Genomic DNA, 15188 nt, shown 5'->3' with positions numbered 1-15188 from the left:
CCGTATAACTAGACCTGCCACCCGGGACAGCCAACTTTTCCTCAGCTCGTCGTCCCGCGGTCGCTGGATCTGGACGGACATACGCCCGTAAGGCGGTGCCCGCTGCGATCCGATTAGGCCATCGCTTCGATCGGAACAACGCATGAATATGACTGTCAGACTCACCGTCAACGGTGAGCCGCGCACCCTTGCGCTCGACGATCCCCGCATCACCCTGCTCGACCTCCTGCGCGAGCGCCTCCACCTCACCGGCACGAAGAAGGGCTGCGACCGCGGCCAATGCGGCGCCTGCACCGTCCTCGTCGACGGGCGCCGCATCAATTCCTGCCTGACGCTTGCGCTCAGCCTCGACGGCGCCGCCATCACCACCATCGAAGGGCTCGCCACGGGCGACCAGCTGCATCCCGTGCAGGAGGCCTTCATTGCTCACGACGCGCTGCAATGCGGCTTTTGCACGCCGGGCCAGATCATGAGCGCGGTCGGCCTCATCCATGAAGGCCATGCCGGCGATGATCCCGAGCGCGTGCGCGAGGGCATGAGCGGCAATCTCTGCCGCTGCGGTGCATATGTCGGGATCGTCGAGGCGGTGCTCGACGCCCAGGCGACGCTCACGAACACGAAGGAGCGCGTGGCATGAACCGGTTCGACTATGTGAAGCCGGCGACGGTCGCCGAGGCGATCGCGGCGGCCGGCGCGCCCGGCGCGGCGTATCTCGCTTCGGGCACCAATCTGCTCGACCTGATGAAGGGCAATGTCGTCCGGCCGGCGCGGCTGGTGGACATCACCCAGATCAAGGAGCTCACGCGGATCGAGCGGCTTGCCAATGGCGACGTCAGGATCGGCGCGCTCGTGCGCAACGCCGACCTCGCCTACGACGCATCCTTCGCGCGCGATTTCCCCGCCGTGGCGGAAGCGCTGCTCTCAGGCGCGTCGGCGCAGCTGCGCAACGCTGCGACCGTCGGCGGCAATTTGCTGCAGCGGACGCGCTGCGCGTATTTCTACGACACCGCCTCGGCCTGCAACAAGCGCACGCCGGGATCGGGCTGCGATGCCCGTGACGGCGAGAACAGCCAGCACGCCGTGCTCGGCTGGAGCGATGCCTGCATCGCCACCAACCCGTCGGACTTCTGCGTGCCGCTCGCGGCGTTCGATGCGATCGTCGAGATCGAAGGCGCAGCTGGCCGTCGCGAGGTCGCGCTGGAGGCATTGCATCTGTTGCCCGGCACCACGCCGGACCGTGAGACCGTGCTCGCTCCCGGCGAGATGATCGTCGCGGTGCGGCTACCCGCTGCCGCGCGCGGCTTCGCCAGCCACGCGCGCTATCTGAAAGTGCGCGAGCGTAACTCCTACGCCTTCGCCGTCGTCTCGGCTGCGGCCGGCCTCGTCATCGAGAACGGCCGCATCAAGCAGGCGCGTCTCGCGCTCGGCGGCGTCGCCGCCAAGCCATGGCGCGCGCACGACGCCGAGGCGCTGCTCGCCGGCCAGCCGGCCGAGCACGGCTCGTTCGAACGCGCCGCCGATGCGGCGCTGCGCGAGGCCAAGCCATCCGGCGACAACGCCTACAAGATCCCGCTCGCACGACAGTTGATCGTGCGCGCCCTGCAGGCCGCAGCCGCCGGCACGCCGTCGCGCATGCCGGCGCTGCCGGCCTCTCCCTTCTCCGCCGTTCCAGGAGCGCTTCATGACGCCTGAGCTCAATCTCTCCCGCGATCCCGCCCATCTCCGCCACGGCTCCAATGTCGGCCAGCCGCTGTCGCGCGTCGATGGCCTCGCCAAGGTCACGGGCCGCGCGACCTACGCGGCCGACAACAACCCGCCCGGCCTGCTCTATGCGGTGTTGGCTGTCAGCAGCATCGCGCGCGGCCGCGTTGCGTCACTCGACGTCGACGCCGCCAAGGCGCATCCCGGCGTGGTGGAGGTGATGACCTCCGCCAACCGGCCGCCGCTGTATTCCGACCCCGACGGCAAGCCCAATCCGTTCTCGTTCCGCTTCGAGGCGCTGCAGAACGATAACGTGCGCTATGCCAACCAGCCGATCGCGGTCGTCATTGCCGAGTCGCTGGAGGCTGCGACCGAAGGCGCCGCCCTGCTCGCGCCGCGCTACGAGGCGGAGCCGGCGCGTATCGGCCTCGATGCTGAAGCGGCCTATGTGCCGCCGGTCGTCGGCATGGGCTTCCCCGCTGAAGAGCGCCACGGCGATGTCGAGTCCGCGCTGGCTGGGAGCGACAAGCAGATCACCGCGATCTACGAGACCCCGCCGCATTATCACAACGCGATGGAGCCGCATGCTGTTGTCGCGGAGTGGCAGGGCGACCGTCTTGTCCTCGACACGCCGACGCAGGGCCTCGTGCTGATGCGCGCGCGCCTCGCCGAATTGTTCGGGATCGCGCCGGAGAACATCCTGATCCGCAGCCCGTTTCTCGGCGGCGGCTTCGGCGGCAAGGGCCTGATGGCGGGGCCGCAGGTGCTCGGCATTCTCGCCGCCAAGCTGGTCGGCCGGCCAGTGAAGCTCGTGGCGCGGCGCGAGCAGCTCTACGGTCCGTTCGGCCACCGTTCGCCGACGAAGCAGACCTTGCGCCTCGGCGCCAGCGCGGCAGGGCAGCTCGCCGGCATCCATCACCACGCCCGGATCGCGACCTCGAGTTTCGAGGACTTCTACGAATCGGCGGCCCACGTGACGCACACGCTCTACGCCGCCCCGGCGATCGCGACCACCTATGACGCCGTGCGCATGGACACCGGCACGCCGCTGTTCGTGCGCGCCCCCGGCATCGCGCCGGGCTCGATCGCGCTGGAGAGCGCGGTCGACGAGATGGCGGAGGCCTGCGGCCTCGATCCGCTCGCCTTCCGCGTCAAGAACTACGCCGAGGTCGAGCCCTCGACCGGCAAGCGGTTCTCGTCGAAGGCGCTGCGGGAATGCTACACGCAGGGTGCCGAACGCTTCGGCTGGTGGGAGCGGCCGCTGAAGCCGCGCATGATGCGCGACAAGGACGGCTTCCTGGTCGGCTGGGGCATGGGCACCGCGACCTTCCATGCGCTGATGTTCGCGGGCCAGGCGCGTGCCGTGATCCGGCGCGACGGCTCCGGCGTGGTGGAGAGCGGCGCCCACGACATGGGCCAGGGCGCGTGGACCGCGTTCGCACAGATCGCAGCGGATTCGCTGGCGCTCGAGCTCGACCGGGTGACGTTCAAGGCCGGCACCTCCGACCTGCCGGATGCCGGCATCGCCGGCGGCTCGGCGCATACGGCGACCGTCGGCACCGCGATCCACAATGCGGGCGCCGCCGTCATCGCCAGGCTCGCCGAGCTCGCCACCTCCGACCAGCGCTCACCGCTGTTCGGAGCCGGCAATGCCGGCGTCATCGCCCGCAACGGCCGACTCATCCGGCGCGACGACGAGGGCCGCGGCGAGAGCTATGCCGACATCCTCGCCCGCGCCGGCCTCGACGAGGTCGACGGCGCAGGCTCAGGCCTGCCGGATCCGGCCGCCAACGAGCAGTACGCGATGCATTCGCATGGCGCCGTGTTCGCCGAGGTGAAGGTCGATCCGGATCTCGGCCAGGTCCGCGTGACCCGCATGGTCGGCGCCTTCGCGGCCGGGCGGATCATCAATCCGAAGCTGGTGAAGAGCCAGCTCGCCGGCGGCATGATCTGGGGCATCTCGCTGGCGCTGCATGAGGAGGCCGTCACCGATCGCCGCAGTGGGCGCATCATGAACGCCAACCTCGGCGAGTATCATGTGCCGGTGAATGCCGACGTGCCGGCGATCGAGGCGTTCACGGTCGAGGAGCACGATCCGTTCGTGAACCCGCTCGGCATCAAGGGCGTCGGCGAGATCGGCATCACCGGCTCCGCCGGCGCGGTCGCCAACGCCGTGGCACACGCCACCGGCATTCGTGTCCGGCGCTTTCCGGTGCGGATCAGCGACCTCGTGCGACGGGATTAAGCGACAACACGCCCGACAAAAAGAAAAGCCTCCGCCTGGTCAGGCGGAGGCTTTTTCGTTGAGCAGCGGCTCAGGCCGCCTCGCGCATGAAGGACGACCTGAACCAGGTCGCGAAGGCCTCCCGCCCAGCGCCAAGATCGAACTCGACCCGCAACGCGTCGCGGTCGCGGGCGCGAACCAGATAGGGCACATCGTGGCCGAAGCCTGAGAACTGCAGAACCCCGCGGTCGCCGATGCCCGGCTCCGGCTCGAAGCGGAACCAGGCGCCGCCCTCGGAGATGTCCACCAGTTCGGCGTTCACCGGCCCCTTGGTGTTGTCGATCACCTTGATCGGCAGGCTCGACCTGAATCGCGGGGCGTGCCGGCGGTCCGCCTCGGCGGTCGTCGTCCTGACCACCTTCACCAGGGTCTCGCGCAGCGAGGTCAGGCTGGAGGCGACCTCGCCGATCGCGCCCCTCACCTCCGCGGCGCGGTCGTTCACCATGCCTGCGTCCTTGCCGACATTGCCGATCTTGGACGACACGTCGCGCGCGGCGCTCGCCGAGGAGTGAACCGAACGGCTGATCTCCTGCGTCGCGGCGTGCTGCTCCTCCATCGCGGCGGCGATCGAGGCCGCCACCTCGTCGATCTCGGAAATCTGGCTGCCGATGCCTTCGACGACGTCGATGGTCGCCCGCGTCGTGGCCTGGACCTCGCCGATCAGACGCGAGATCTCCTCCGTGGACTTGGCGGTCTGATCCGACAGCGACTTGACCTCCGAGGCCACCACGGCGAAGCCGCGGCCGGCGTCGCCCGCGCGCGCCGCCTCGATGGTGGCGTTGAGCGCCAGCAGATTGGTCTGGCCGGCGATGCCGCCGATCAGGTTCGACACCTCGGCGATCTTGTCGACCGCCTGGGTCAGCGACATCATCGTCGTCTTCGCCTTCTCGCGCCCGCCCACGGCAGACCGGGTCAGGGTGCTGGCGCGAGCAACCTGGCTCGAGATCTCGCGGATCGCCGAGCTCAACTGCTCGGCCGCCGACGAGACGGTCTGGGCGTTCGCGAGCGACTGCTCCGAGGCGGCCGCGACGGACTGGGCATCGGCGGAGAGTTCGTGCGCGAGGTCGGACAGACCGCTTGCGACCGCCTCGACCTGGCGCGAAGCGCTGGCCGCAGCGTCGACCGAAGTGCCGGTCTCGCGCTCGATGACATCGGCCATGTTCAGCATGGCCCGCTTCTTGGTCTGCTCGGCCTCGGTCCGGTCGCGATCCTGCTTGTCGCGTAGTTCATTGTTCTCGAGCGCGTTGGTCTTAAACACGTCGAGCGCGCGCGCCATCGCGCCGATCTCGTCGCCGCGACCGGCATAAGGAATCTCCGTCGCCAGCTCGCCCTCGGCAATCCGCCGCATCAAGCCGGTCATGCGCGACAGCGGCCGCACCACGCCGATGACGAGACCCGACATGCCCGCGACGACCAGCGCCAGCACGATGCCGGCGACGGTCCAGACCACGATGGAGATGCGGCTGTCCTGATCGGCTGCCGTGCCCTCCATGTCCGAGTTCAGCTTGTTCGCCTTCTCCACCAGCGCATCGATGACAGCGCGGTGGGCGGCATAGGCGGCACTGAGCCGGGCGTAGGCGGCGTCGGCTTTCGCCGTGTCGCCGGTGCGAAGCGCTGGGATCAGCTCGCCTTCGGCAGCCCGCCAGAACTTGCCCACCTCGGCATCGGACCGTTCGACCAGCAGCGACTTCAGTTCAGACTCGAGCGGGGAGGTGGTCCAGAACGCCTTGCGGTCCTCATAGTCCTTTTTAAGCTGCGCCAGCTTGCCCACATGGGCATCCAGATTCTTGGGCTCACGCAAAGCCAACGTCGCTTCGAGATAGGCCTCGATGACGTATTCCGGCGGCGGCAGGATGTCCGCGACCAGATCATTGCCAAGCTTGATCTTGCTGTAGAGCGGCCCGCCGACCTTCAGCTCGCGCAGCGCATAGGCGCTGGTGAGCACCACGGCCCCAAAACCCAAAGCGAGCACGAGACCGAACGCGGCAATCACCGCGGCGATGGACAGACGCATCTTCATGTCGGACGCACATTCCTGATGAGAGATTAGCGATCGCGGCAAGGCTGGGCAGCCTCACCTCGTCGTCATTGACGAGATCGCCATTCGGCCGAACACCGGCACTGAATTCAAATGCCGAGAGGTTCGACAACCATTCTTCAAGGAATGTAAATTTCGTCCTCCGTAGGATTACTGACTCGATCGGCGTCAGCGTGCGCCGGCCGACCGCGGGGCGGCCCCACCAGAGGTGGTGTTCCGGACCGTATTGGTCAGCACGGATTGCAGCGACGCCATCGTGGACCCGACCTGCGCGATCGCGGTGCGGACTTGGGCCGCACGGTCATTCACCGCCTCGGCGCCGCGTCCCACGTTCGCGATCTTGGCCGAGACATCCTTGGCGGCCGCGGCGGACGCGGCGACGGATCGGCTGATCTCGCCGGTGGCGGCCCGCTGCTGCTCCATGGCGGCTGCCACCGAGGCGGCCACCGTGTCGATCTCGGAAATCTGCCCGCCGATGCCCTCGACCGCTTCGACGGTCGCGTTGGTCGCGCTCTGCACCTCCGAGATCAGGCGCGAGATTTCCTCCGTCGACTTGGCGGTCTGATCCGACAGCGACTTGACCTCGGCGGCAACGACCGCGAACCCGCGTCCGGCCTCGCCGGCGCGTGCCGCCTCGATCGTGGCATTGAGGGCCAGCAGGTTGGTCTGCTGCGCAATGCCGCGGATCAGGTTCGACACCTCGGCGATCTTGCCGACCGCTTCCGAGAGCGAGTGGATGGTGCTGGTGGCCCTTTCGCGCCCTGTCACCGCGGTCTTGGTGATGGCGGTCGCGCGCGCCACCTGGCCGGCAATGCCGGTGATCGCCGCGCTGAGCTGGTCGGCCGCAGAGGTCACGACATGCGCGCTCGACAGCGACAGCTCCGACGCGGACGCCACCGCCCGCGCATCGGCAGAGAGGTCGTGAGCCAGGCTGGCCAGCCCGCCCGCCGCCGCCTCGACGTCCCGCGACGCCCCGGCTGCGGCACCCACCGAACTGGTGGTCTCGCGCTCGATCACCTCGGCCATGGCCAGCACCGCGCGCTGCTTCTCCTGATCGGCGGCGCCACGATCGATGTCCTGCTGCTGCAGCCGATCCTTCTCCACGGCGTTGGTCTTGAACACGGTCAGCGCCCGGGCCATGGCGCCGATCTCATCGCCGCGTTCGGCGAACGGGATGTCCACCGCCAGCTCGCCGCCGGACAGTTGCCGCATCAGCCGTGTCATGCGCGCCAGCGGCCGGACGACGCCATGAACGAGACCATACAGGCCGGCGACGACGACCGCGAACACCAGTGCGGTCAGCGCCGCGCCGAACCAGGTGATCGAGCTGTCACTGCGCGCAGCAACGGCCTCCATGTCACCGATCATCTTGTTGGCATGCTCGACGATGCCGTCGACCACGGCGCGATGGCCGGCATAGGCGTCGGTCAGCCGCTGATAGGCGAGCTTCGCCTTGGCCGCGTCGCCGCCGCGCAGCGCCGGCACCAGATCACCATCGAGCGCCTGCCAGAACCGTCGCACCTCGGCATCGGATCGCTCGACCAGTTCCGCCTTCAACTGCGGCTGCAGCGCCGAGCCGACCCAGAACGTCCGCCGGTCATCATAGTCCTTCTTGAGCCTGGCCAGTCGCGTGACACGGGCCTCCAGGCTGGCGGGATCGAGCACCGCCAGCGTCGCTTCCAGATAGGATTCGATGATGTATTCGGGCGGCGGCAGGATGTCGGCGATGAGATCATTGCCGAGTTTGATGCTGTGATAGATCGGCCCTCCGACCTTGAGCTCGCGCACGGCATAGATGGCGGTCGCGACCACCGCGCCGAGCCCCACGATGACGACCAGGCCAAAGGCCAGGATCAGGGCGGAGATCGACAGCCGCATCTTCATGCAAAGCATCCTTTTTCAGCAATGCGGTCATCGCCGCTACGAGGCCGGCCCGAGCCACGACGCGCGCCGGCCCACCCGCGCGAACGTCACGCCGAGCGGACGCATGGTTAATTAAAGCACGATAATTTATGGTAAATTTTCGGTTCCATACGAACTCGAAATACTACGGGACCCACAGCTTCGGGCCGAGCTCGTCTTGAACCACAACTCCCGCTGTCGTCCCGGCGAAAGCCGGGACCCCTGCCCCCAGGGAGCGGTTTGGAGCAGGCTGGTCATTGGCTTTATCGCGCCTCGCGACACTTGCGGCGGATGGACCCCGGATCGGCGCCATGCTGACGCGCGTCCTGGCTTGTCCGGGACGACGGTGCGGGTGGAGCACGGGATTCCTAACTCTTGCCGATCTGCCGCGCCGTCTCTGACCTGGCGCAAGGCGCCGCGCGACGAGCCGGCAAGAATGGGCGGAATCGTCTGATCCCCGAGGAGCCCATGTCGAAACCCGTTCCGGACAAGGCCGAAGTCGCGCTCGAATATCCCGACAAGTTCTACGTCGGCACGTTCGAGCATTCCTCCCGCTTCGAGGCCCGCCTCGAACCAAGTGGCCTGGCGTTGACCCTGGAGCGGCCCGGCCCGGAGGACGTCCGCAAGTCGATCCACATCCATTTGAACTGGGGGCTGCTTGCCGCGGTGCTCGGCGACATCGCGGCGAATATCGATTCGCTGCCGACGGACGACCTCCTGCATCGCGACCAGTTGCGCGACTCCGTTGCCACGCTCCATGCAGCTCTCAACGCGCGTTAACCAGTTGTGCCAAGGCGACACAGCGATCGCCCCGGTTTATCCGACATTCACGCTTCGTTATCACTTTGCTAACTACGTCGAGACCTTTGCCCGCTCACAGGCTGGGTTCGAAAGCACTGTGCTGCGCGAGTGACAGCATTTGACTCGAAAGCGATCTATCTCCGATCCATCGACGGCGCGCCATTGCGCGAGCCTTGTTAGTCAGGTGTTGGAGACCCGCCATGAAGAAGATCCTGTTCGCAACCGCAGCCCTCGCCGCGCTCGCCGCTTCGGCCACCTCCGCCCTCGCCGCCGATCTCGGCGCCCGCAACTATCCGTATGCGACCAAGGCCCCGGCCTATGCCGCGCCGATCTACAACTGGACCGGCTTCTATCTCGGCGCCCATCTCGGCGGCGCGTTCTCCAGCGACAACAACTATTCCGGCCTTGCCACCGGCAACAATTCGAACGGCCGCTTCCTGGGCGGCTTGCAAGTCGGTGCCGACTGGCAGTTCGCGTCGACCTGGGTGATCGGCGCCGAAGGCCAGTACAGCTGGCTGAGCGGCAGCGTCGGCGCGGCGTTCCCCGGCGGCTACACCTACACCAACAGCCAGCGCGGTCTCGGTTCGATCACCGGCCGCTTCGGCTACACCTGGGGTCCCGGCCTGGTCTATGTGAAGGGCGGCTACGCCTATTCCGACAACAACGAGAAGGTGACGCTGGCCGGCAATCCGATCGGCTTCGCCACCTCGGGCGATCATCGCAACGGCTGGACCGTCGGCGGCGGCCTCGAATACATGTTCGCGCCGAACTGGTCGGCCAAGGCCGAGTATCAGTATTACAATTTCGGCAGCGCCACCTTCGCGGCGCCCGCCGCGCTGGTTCCGACCGGCAGCTTCACCACCGACGACCACACCTTCAAGGCCGGTGTGAACTACCGCTTCAACTGGGGCATGCCGGTGGCGGCCCGCTACTGATCTGCAAGGCGTCAACGACAACAAACGACGGGAAGGCCGGCAGCGATGCCGGCCTTTTTGTTTGCCCGTTGTGTTCGAACAGTTCACCGCGCGGAACTCATAAACATGGCCAAACCCTTAAATCCCGCGCCGTGAAAAGTGGTTCTGCGCAAAAAATCAGCATCGACGAGCTAATTCCTCGGATTTGTTAACCGCCGACGGCGATACTCCTCGCAAGCTTCAGCTCTAAGTAGCGTGCGTTCGGGGGAACAAAGATGGCGATTCGGTTCAGCGTAGGCAGGGTGTTCGGATTCCTGCGGCCCAGATGGGGCGTCCGCGGCAGTCTGTTCGCGGCCTTTGCGGTGATCGCCGGCATGGCGATCGCGATCAGCGTCGCGGCGGGACTGATGCTGCGCCAGATCGGCGGCACCATGGTCGAGCTGTCCGGCCGCGACATTCCGCGCCTCACCTCCAGCCTGCAACTGCTGGCGCAGAGCGCGAGCCTCGCAAGCCTCGGTCCGGCCCTGCTGGGATCGCAGAGCGAGGACGCACTCAACGATCGCCTGAAGAAGATGCAGGAGATCCAGAAGGCCGCCCAGCAGCGCCTCGGCGAGATCAGCGCGCTTGGCGCCGAGAAGAGCGTGATCGCCCCGCTCGCGGAGACCATCAAGAACATCAACGAAGCCAATCAGAGCCTGGTGTCGGCGGCCCGCGAACGGCTGGCCGTCGCGGCCACGCACAACAAGCAGTACGATTCGCTGCGCAAGGCGCAGGACGAGTTCACCAAGGCGGCCAACGAGCCGATGCTGGATGCGCAGACCCAGCTCAACGCCGTGCTCGGCGCCGCCGAGGTCTCCGCCGACGACGCCACCGCGGCGGCGCGCTTCGTCGAGCAGCTCGGCAACGTCATCGCATCCGGCAACCTGATCGTGGCGCAGATGGCGGCCGCGTTGTCCGCCAATGACAGCGACACGCTGGACACCGTCGAGCGGCAGTTCAAGGACTCGCTGGCGCAATTGAAATCCAACCTCGAGCTGCTGCCGAGCGGCCGCAGCACCAAGGCGATCCACGACGCTGCGATGAAGCTCGCCGCGCTCGGCGAAGGCAAGGAGCGCGTGTTCAAGACCCGCGAGAAGGAGCTCGACGCCAACGACTACGGCCAGACGGTGCTGGAGGAGACGCGGAAGCTCAATGTCGGCCTCGACATCAGCGTGCAGCAGCTCGTCGAAGGCGTCCGCAAGTCCACGGAAGGATCGACCAGCGCGGCCGGCCAGAAGATCGAGCTCGCGACGCTCGGCATGATCGGCGCGGGCGCGGCCACCCTGCTCGGCTCGGTGCTGTTCGTCTGGCTCTATGTCGGCGGCAACATCCTGCGCCGCATCAAGCGGCTGCAGCAGGCGATGCAGACCTTGTCGAGCGGCGACCTCGACAGCGAGATTGCCGCGTCCAAGCAGCGCGACGAAATCGGCGCCATGGTCGACACCTTGCAGGTGTTCCGTGACAACATGATCCAGGCCCGCACGCTGGCTGCTGCTCAGGAGCGCGAGAGTGCCGCGAAGGCCGAACGCGCCACGCGCATGGAAGCGCGGATCGCCGAGTTCGAGGCCACCGTGCGCAGCGCGCTTGGCAATCTGCAGAATTCCGCGACCGCGATGCAGAGCACCGCGCAGAGCATGTCGCAGACCGCGGATCAGTCCAACTCGCTGGTCAGCGCGGTCGCTGCCGCCGCAGAGGAGACCTCGGTCAATGTGCAGACCGTGTCGGCCGGCACCGAGCAATTGTCGTCCTCGATCGCCGAGATCGGCCGCCAGGTCGTGACCTCGGCGCAGATTGCCAAGAAGGCGGTCGAGGAAGCCGGCGCCACCGACTCGACGATGCAGGGTCTCGCGGAGAATGCGAGCCGCGTGAGCGTCGTCGTTGATCTCATCCAGGCGATCGCCTCGCAGACCAATCTGCTGGCGTTGAACGCCACCATCGAGGCCGCGCGCGCCGGCGAAGCGGGGCGCGGCTTCGCGGTCGTCGCCCAGGAGGTCAAGAGCCTGGCCAGCCAGACCGCCAAGGCCACCGACGAGATCCGCACCCAGATCGCGGGGATGCAGCAGGTGGCCACGTCGGCCGTGGCCGCGATCCGCAACATCGGCGGCACCATCGCGGAGATCGACAACGTCACCACCGCGATCGCCGCCGCCGTGGAGCAGCAGGGCACCGCCACGCATGAGATCGCCCGCAACATCCAGCAGGCGGCCTCGGGCACCAGCGAGGTGTCTCACAACATCACCGGCGTCTCCAGCGCCTCGGCGCAGGCCGGCACGTCAGCGAACGAGGTGCTCAGCGCCTCCGACGCGCTGCGCCGCGAGGCGGAGACCTTGCGCGCCGAGGTCGATGCGTTCCTGACCAACATCAGGGCGGCGTAGTTGCAGCCCGGGCCTCGCCCTTCGAGACGCCCGCCTTCCGGCGGGCCCTCAGGGTGAGGGTTTGAAGTCGGCACAGGGAAACCGGAGAAAAGATCGAAACGAAACCTCGCTCTTCATGGTCGGTGTGCACGACCCGCTTCGGTGCCAGAGCCTCATGGTGAGGAGCGCCGCGCCGATCGTGCCAGCATGAGGCGGGAAAGTCGCTCGCGGCGCGTCTCGAACCATGAGGCCCCCGCCTGCCGCGCCCCGGAATGCCGCCCAGCCATGTGTCTCCGGTATGTTTTTCGGCTGGCGCTCGCCCGCGGCGGCCGTTAATCGATGAGACATGACCAAGACCGACACCGCCACTTCCTCCGCCGAAGCCCTGCGCTACCCCTGGGAGCAGCATCCCGGTGAGGACCAGGTCGTCGAGGTCGCGCCCGGCGTGCTGTGGCTGCGGCTGAAGCTGCCGTTCCGGCTCAACCATGTGAACATCTATCTGCTCGCCGACGGCGATGGCTGGGTCGCGGTGGATTCCGGCTTCGGCAATGAGGAGTCGATCGCCGCCTGGACGCAACTGCTCGACGGCCCTCTCAAGCATGTGAAGATCAGCCGGCTGATCGTCACCCATTCGCATCCCGACCATGTCGGTCTCGCCGGCTGGATCGTCGAGCGCTTCAACTGCCCGCTGCTGATGTCGCAGGTCGAATACCTGCAATCGGTCTATCATCAGAGCCGCCACGCCGAGGAGCGGCGCACCGCGCAGCATCTCTTTTTCCGCCGCCACGGCATGGACGAGACCCTGACCGACAAGCTGCTCGGCCGCGGCCAGGATTATCTCAAGCGTGTCTCGGTGCTGCCGGCCTCCTACAAGCGCATCTCGCATGGCGACGAGATCCAGATCGGCAGCCGCCGCTTCAAGGTGATCACCGGCGGCGGCCACGCGCTCGACCAGGTGATGCTGTATTGCGCCGCCGACAAGCTGTTCCTGTCCGCCGACCAGGTGCTGAGCAAGATCTCGCCGAATGTCAGCGTCTGGGCGGTCGAGCCGGACCAGAACTCGCTCGGCGAATATCTGGCGTCGCTGGCGAGCCTGACCACCACCCTGCCCTATGATCTCCTGGTGCTGCCCGGCCATGGCGTGCCGTTCTACGGACTCAAGACCCGCATCAAGCAGCTCGCCGACCATCACGAGGAGCGCTGCCGGATGATCGCGGACGCCTGCCGCGACGAGACCAAGACCTCCGCGCAGCTGGTGCCGGTCGTGTTCCACAAGCACGTGCTCGACCCGCACCAGATGGGCTTTGCCGCCGGCGAGCTGATCGCGCACGTCAACTACATGCTGGTCGAAGGCCGCCTGACCGCCCGCGAGGTCGACGGCGTGCTGCACTATCGCACCACCTGAGGCTGCCGCGCGCTCGCCGCAATGCGAGCGTGGTGCTGTCCAGATCGGGCGATCCCCGTGTGAACCTTGGACAAAACGCCCAATTCCTGCCGTGGGATTCCGGCTCGACAGCCGCTCTGGAAAAGCTCTAAGAAGGCCTTAAGCCCCCGCTGCTTAGAGGGTCCGTTCCAGGCGCTGCGCTGCAGCGCAGCACGTCAGGTCTCGCGATGGACTACAGCCAGTACTTCAGTGCCGCCCTCGGTCGTCTGCATGATGAGCGCCGCTACCGGGTCTTCGCCGATCTCGAACGCATCGCCGGCCGGTTCCCGCATGCGACCTGGCACTCGCCGAGCGGTCCGCGCAATGTCGTGATCTGGTGCTCCAACGATTATCTCGGCATGGGCCAGCACCCGAAGGTGGTTGGCGCGATGGTCGAGACCGCCACCCGCGTCGGCACCGGCGCCGGCGGCACCCGCAACATCGCCGGCACGCATCATCCGCTGGTGCAACTGGAAGCCGAGCTCGCCGACCTCCACGGCAAGGAAGCGGCGCTGCTGTTCACCTCCGGCTACGTCTCCAACCAGACCGGAATCGCCACGCTCGCCAAGCTGATCCCGGACTGCCTGATCCTGTCGGACGCGCTGAATCACAATTCGATGATCGAGGGCGTGCGCCAGTCCGGCTGCGAGCGCCAGATCTGGCGCCACAACGACCTCGCCCATCTCGAACAGCTGCTGATCGCCGCCGGCCCGAACCGGCCGAAGCTGATCGCCTGCGAGAGCCTGTATTCGATGGACGGCGACGTCGCGCCGCTGGCCGCGATCTGCGATCTCGCCGAGCGCTACAATGCGATGACCTATGTCGACGAGGTGCATGCGGTCGGCATGTACGGGCCGCGCGGCGGCGGCATCGCCGAGCGCGACGGCGTCATGCACCGCATCGACATTCTCGAAGGCACCTTGGCGAAAGCGTTCGGCTGCCTCGGCGGCTACATCGCCGCCAAGGGCGAGATCATCGACGCGGTGCGCTCCTATGCGCCGGGCTTCATCTTCACGACCGCGCTGCCGCCGCCGATCTGCTCGGCCGCGACGGCCGCGATCAAGCATCTGAAGTCGTCGAGCTGGGAGCGCGAGCGCCACCAGGACCGGGCCGCGCGCGTCAAGGCGATCCTCAACGCCGCCGGCCTGCCGGTCATGGACAACGACACCCACATCGTGCCGCTGTTCGTCGGCGATCCCGAGAAGTGCAAGCAGGCCTCCGACCTGCTGCTCGAGGAGCACGGCATCTACATCCAGCCGATCAACTATCCGACGGTCGCCAAGGGCACCGAACGCCTGCGCATCACGCCCTCGCCCTATCACGACGACGGCCTGATCGACCGCCTCGCGGAGGCCCTGCTGCAGGTGTGGGAACGGCTGGGATTGTCGCTACACAAGAAGCCGCTGGCGGCGGAGTAAACCTGCAAGCGTCGTGCGAAGCTAGCCGCCCCAACCGCGGTGCGCTCCCCTCCCCCTTGCGGGGAGGGGTCGGGGGTGGGGGTCCACGAGTCCCGCTGCTCGTGAGGGCCCGGCTCACAATCGCACAACTATCGAAGTAAACTTCAAATGGGACGACGCGCGCCCCACTGAATTCAGCGCCCGGAGACCCCCACCCCCGACCCCTCCCCGCAAGGGGGAGGGGGGCGGACCGACCCTGTTGCGACGAAGTCGGCTCTCATGGGCAGGGCGCGCTGCAAGAGCGAATGCGCCGTCCGCCCTTAACGACGCCGCTT

General features: G+C 67.2%; 10 protein-coding genes. 8 read left to right on the top strand and 2 right to left on the bottom strand.

Going from position 1 to position 15188, the window contains the following annotated elements; genetic code table 11:
• The first annotated feature begins 142 nt into the window (after window positions 1–142).
• The 3 genes from ACQR0Z_RS03600 to ACQR0Z_RS03590 are packed head-to-tail and all read left to right on the top strand — an operon-like array spanning window position 143 to window position 3946.
• Window positions 143–637 carry a (2Fe-2S)-binding protein gene (locus ACQR0Z_RS03600; RefSeq protein ID WP_434856360.1) on the top strand — a complete coding sequence of 165 codons (495 nt, stop codon included), beginning with the start codon at window positions 143–145 and terminating at the stop codon, window positions 635–637.
• The gene (locus ACQR0Z_RS03595; RefSeq protein WP_434856361.1) at window positions 634–1692 is read left to right on the top strand and encodes an FAD binding domain-containing protein; all 1059 of its coding nucleotides are present in this window, start codon (window positions 634–636) and stop codon (window positions 1690–1692) included. The genes ACQR0Z_RS03600 and ACQR0Z_RS03595 overlap by 4 nt, the downstream gene beginning before the upstream one ends.
• Entirely contained in the window at window positions 1682–3946 is a 2265-nt protein-coding gene (locus ACQR0Z_RS03590) for a xanthine dehydrogenase family protein molybdopterin-binding subunit (protein ID WP_434917711.1), read from the top strand. Before ACQR0Z_RS03595 ends, ACQR0Z_RS03590 begins: the two co-directional genes overlap by 11 nt.
• 70 nt (window positions 3947–4016) lie before the next feature.
• Here the strand turns inward: ACQR0Z_RS03590 and ACQR0Z_RS03585 are convergent, their stop codons facing one another.
• Window positions 4017–6005 carry a methyl-accepting chemotaxis protein gene (locus ACQR0Z_RS03585; RefSeq protein ID WP_434917710.1) on the bottom strand — a complete coding sequence of 663 codons (1989 nt, stop codon included), beginning with the start codon at window positions 6003–6005 and terminating at the stop codon, window positions 4017–4019.
• A 186-nt stretch (window positions 6006–6191) separates the two neighbouring features.
• A complete protein-coding gene (locus tag ACQR0Z_RS03580) occupies window positions 6192–7907 on the bottom strand; it encodes a methyl-accepting chemotaxis protein (protein ID WP_434917709.1) in 1716 nt (571 codons plus the stop codon).
• Window positions 7908–8393: 486 nt separating this feature from the next.
• Here ACQR0Z_RS03580 and ACQR0Z_RS03575 point away from each other — a divergent pair, with 486 nt between their 5' ends.
• The 5 genes from ACQR0Z_RS03575 to hemA all read left to right on the top strand — a co-directional run bounded on the left by ACQR0Z_RS03575 (window position 8394) and on the right by hemA (window position 14874).
• The gene (locus ACQR0Z_RS03575; protein WP_434856365.1) at window positions 8394–8705 is read left to right on the top strand and encodes a hypothetical protein; all 312 of its coding nucleotides are present in this window, start codon (window positions 8394–8396) and stop codon (window positions 8703–8705) included.
• A gap of 221 nt (window positions 8706–8926) precedes the next feature.
• Window positions 8927–9661 (top strand): outer membrane protein, encoded by a 735-nt coding sequence (locus ACQR0Z_RS03570; protein WP_434917708.1) that lies wholly within the window; start codon window positions 8927–8929, stop codon window positions 9659–9661.
• A gap of 254 nt (window positions 9662–9915) precedes the next feature.
• Entirely contained in the window at window positions 9916–12054 is a 2139-nt protein-coding gene (locus tag ACQR0Z_RS03565; RefSeq protein WP_434877866.1) for a methyl-accepting chemotaxis protein, read from the top strand.
• Window positions 12055–12379: 325 nt separating this feature from the next.
• Window positions 12380–13438 (top strand): MBL fold metallo-hydrolase, encoded by a 1059-nt coding sequence (locus ACQR0Z_RS03560; protein WP_434917707.1) that lies wholly within the window; start codon window positions 12380–12382, stop codon window positions 13436–13438.
• A 206-nt stretch (window positions 13439–13644) separates the two neighbouring features.
• Complete coding sequence (gene hemA, locus ACQR0Z_RS03555; protein ID WP_434917706.1) at window positions 13645–14874, top strand: 5-aminolevulinate synthase; 1230 nt, start codon at window positions 13645–13647, stop codon at window positions 14872–14874.
• Window positions 14875–15188: the final 314 nt, after the last annotated feature.

The sequence above is a fragment of the Bradyrhizobium sp. HKCCYLS3077 genome (assembly GCF_051167555.1).
GTDB lineage: Bacteria > Pseudomonadota > Alphaproteobacteria > Rhizobiales > Xanthobacteraceae > Bradyrhizobium.
This window is presented reverse-complemented; position numbering and strand designations above follow the sequence as displayed.